Below are 2,564 nucleotides of genomic sequence, written 5' to 3'. Positions count from 1 at the left end.
CGGCTTGAACCGTTTCATCGGCTATCCACTGAGAGACAATGGCACGAATTTTATACATATCATCAATAACGATTTTTTTATCCACGACATTGTGCCCAGCGTCTTTGGCCTGCTCTGCTAAGTATCCACCTGATGTGTCATTTTCTTCTGTGCGAGTATCCGATACGGTTAAAACCGCAATGTTTGCTGCCTGAAATTTGCTTTCTGCGTGACCCATTTGTTCACCTATGTTTAAAGTTGTATTGATATGCCTATCTGGTTAGTTCCCGACCGATGCAAACGGCCAAAGACTGACTAGCCACCGATGGATGCTAAATGAGGCGTAATCCCTGAGTTGCCATCATGCAAATAGTGGCTTTGTGATTTATTTTGTAGCTGCTCTGAAATTCGGCTGATCAAACCTTGTTTCTGTGAATCGCTCTCGAGCAAATCTCTCAATTCAACGCCATGATCGCCAAAAAGACACATGTGTAACTTCCCAACTGACGATACTCGCAGTCGATTACAACTGTCACAGAAACTTTTTTCATAAGGCATGATAAGCCCGATTTCCCCCAGATAGTCTGGATGAACAAATACCTGGGCGGGGCCGTCGTTGACTTCACGAACTTTCAAGATCCACCCATTAGCAATCAACTGATTTCGAATAGCGACACCTGATACATGATGACGCTGAAACAGATCATCCATTTCACCGGTTTGCATCAGTTCTATAAAACGCAGTTGAATGGGTCTGTCTTTTATCCAGTTCAGGAAACTCGGTAATTCATGAGCGTTGAGATCTTTCATCAAAACCACGTTCACCTTAACCTGCGAATAGCCCACTTCAAAAGCGCGATCAATTCCAGCCATCACCTGAGAAAACTTATTCTCACCGGTTATTTGATGAAACATACGCGGGTCTAAGCTATCCACACTCACATTGATATGAGTCAACCCGGCTTGTTGCCATGATTCAACGTGTTTCTCCATACGATAACCGTTGGTCGTTGTCGCGACTTTTTCAATCCCACGAGTTGATGACACGGTATGGATAATATCTTGAAAGTCTTTACGTAGGCTCGGTTCACCACCAGTAATACGCACTTTAGAGGTCCCACATTCAGCAAATGCAGAGACGACACGTTTTACTTCAGGTACCGATAAAAAAGACGAGTTTTTCTGCCCTGAAGGCTTATATCCATCAGGCAGACAATAGGTACATTTAAAGTTACAGACATCTGTAACAGACAGCCGCAAGTAATAAAACTTTCGGTTGAATTGATCTTCGAATTGTTTCGCCACGGAACACCTTTCCAAATACGGGAGGCCAAATCATTTCTAATTTAGCCCTGGTGGCATACAGCCACTGTCTCATTACGCTTATCCTTACCGATATGGTGAACTTAGCTTAATGAGCTCGGAGTTATGGCAACCAAATAAACCATGAGGGCTTACTGGTAGCTAGGCTATAAAATACTGAATATTTTGTTACGATTCCACTCTTGCAGTCAAAAAACCATGCCCGTAACAAAAAATACCCACTTTTAAGTAGTTAACACACGTTAATGACACTAAATTAGTACAAATACACTGACTTCACTTAATATTGTCATTAAAAAGGCGACGGAAAAAAGCAGTAACACCTTAACAAAAAACCATAACGCCTCAACGAAAAGAAGAATGTCATGACTTTATACTCATCAAAAAAAGTGGTCGCCATCGGCGGCGGTCACGGTTTAGGTCGTATGCTTGCGGCACTGAAAGATTTTGGTTCAAATGCAACAGGGATTGTGACAACCACTGACAATGGTGGTTCAACAGGGCGTATACGCCATTGCCAAGGTGGTATTGCATGGGGGGACACGCGAAACTGTATTAATCAGTTGATAACCGACCCATCAATAAGCTCAATGATGTTTGAGTATCGCTTTAAGGGCGCAGGGGAACTGGATGGGCATAACTTGGGCAATTTGATGTTGACGGCATTGGATAATCTATCCGTTCGACCTTTTGAAGCCATTCAACTGATCCGAAACATGCTAAAAGTTGATGTCAATATCGTACCCATGTCAGAGCATCCCTCTGACCTTACCGCATTATCCATGGAGGGGAAATGGGTGACCGGGGAAACGAATGTCGATGAAATGACCGATGATTTAATGCGATTGGATTTGTCTCCAGAAGTGCCCGCGACAAAAGAAGGGGTCACCGCCATAGAGGAAGCGGATTGTATCATTCTGGGGCCAGGCAGCTTTTTGACTAGCATTATGCCGCCACTACTGTTGCCTGAAATCGGTAAAGCCATTTCGACGAACACCAATGCCACTGTGGTTTTTGTTGAGAATTTATCCCCTGAGTTTGGCCCTGCAGGACGCATGAGTTTAAAGCAAAAGCTAGAATGGTGTGAACGAGCCTGCCAAGGCCGTAAAATTGACGTAGTCCTCGGCGATACGCCACACCCAGAAATAGACCAGGAATGGCATTGTTTAACCACCGAGCTGGCTTCTCCAAATCGCGATTGGCGACACGATAGAAGCAAACTGCAAGCAGCCATTGAACAATTACTCGGTAGCTAGTCGCTA

3 protein-coding genes and 1 riboswitch are annotated in these 2,564 nt (G+C 44.1%); of the genes, 1 reads left to right on the top strand and 2 read right to left on the bottom strand.

The features are described from left to right. Together ACP45E_RS15230 and moaA are read right to left on the bottom strand one after the other, a co-directional pair. The coding region (locus tag ACP45E_RS15230) for a molybdopterin-binding protein (RefSeq protein ID WP_241824322.1) at positions 1-217 on the bottom strand (217 nt) is incomplete at its 3' end. A gap of 77 nt (positions 218-294) precedes the next feature. After that, positions 295-1,284, bottom strand: coding sequence for a GTP 3',8-cyclase MoaA (moaA, locus tag ACP45E_RS15225; protein ID WP_017038702.1), 990 nt, complete (start codon positions 1,282-1,284; stop codon positions 295-297). Then, positions 1,273-1,417, bottom strand: a riboswitch (molybdenum cofactor riboswitch). (Overlaps the previous gene by 12 nt.) 250 nt (positions 1,418-1,667) lie before the next feature. On the opposite strand from moaA, the gene ACP45E_RS15220 reads away from it, so the two are divergent. After that, a complete protein-coding gene (locus ACP45E_RS15220; protein WP_017034303.1) occupies positions 1,668-2,558 on the top strand; it encodes a YvcK family protein in 891 nt (296 codons plus the stop codon). Positions 2,559-2,564 lie beyond the last annotated feature (6 nt).

This window comes from Vibrio genomosp. F10 str. 9ZD137, from assembly GCF_049974785.1.
In the GTDB taxonomy this organism is placed as follows: domain Bacteria; phylum Pseudomonadota; class Gammaproteobacteria; order Enterobacterales; family Vibrionaceae; genus Vibrio.
Note: the sequence above shows the minus strand (reverse complement) of the source record. Positions and strands in the feature narration are given on the sequence as shown.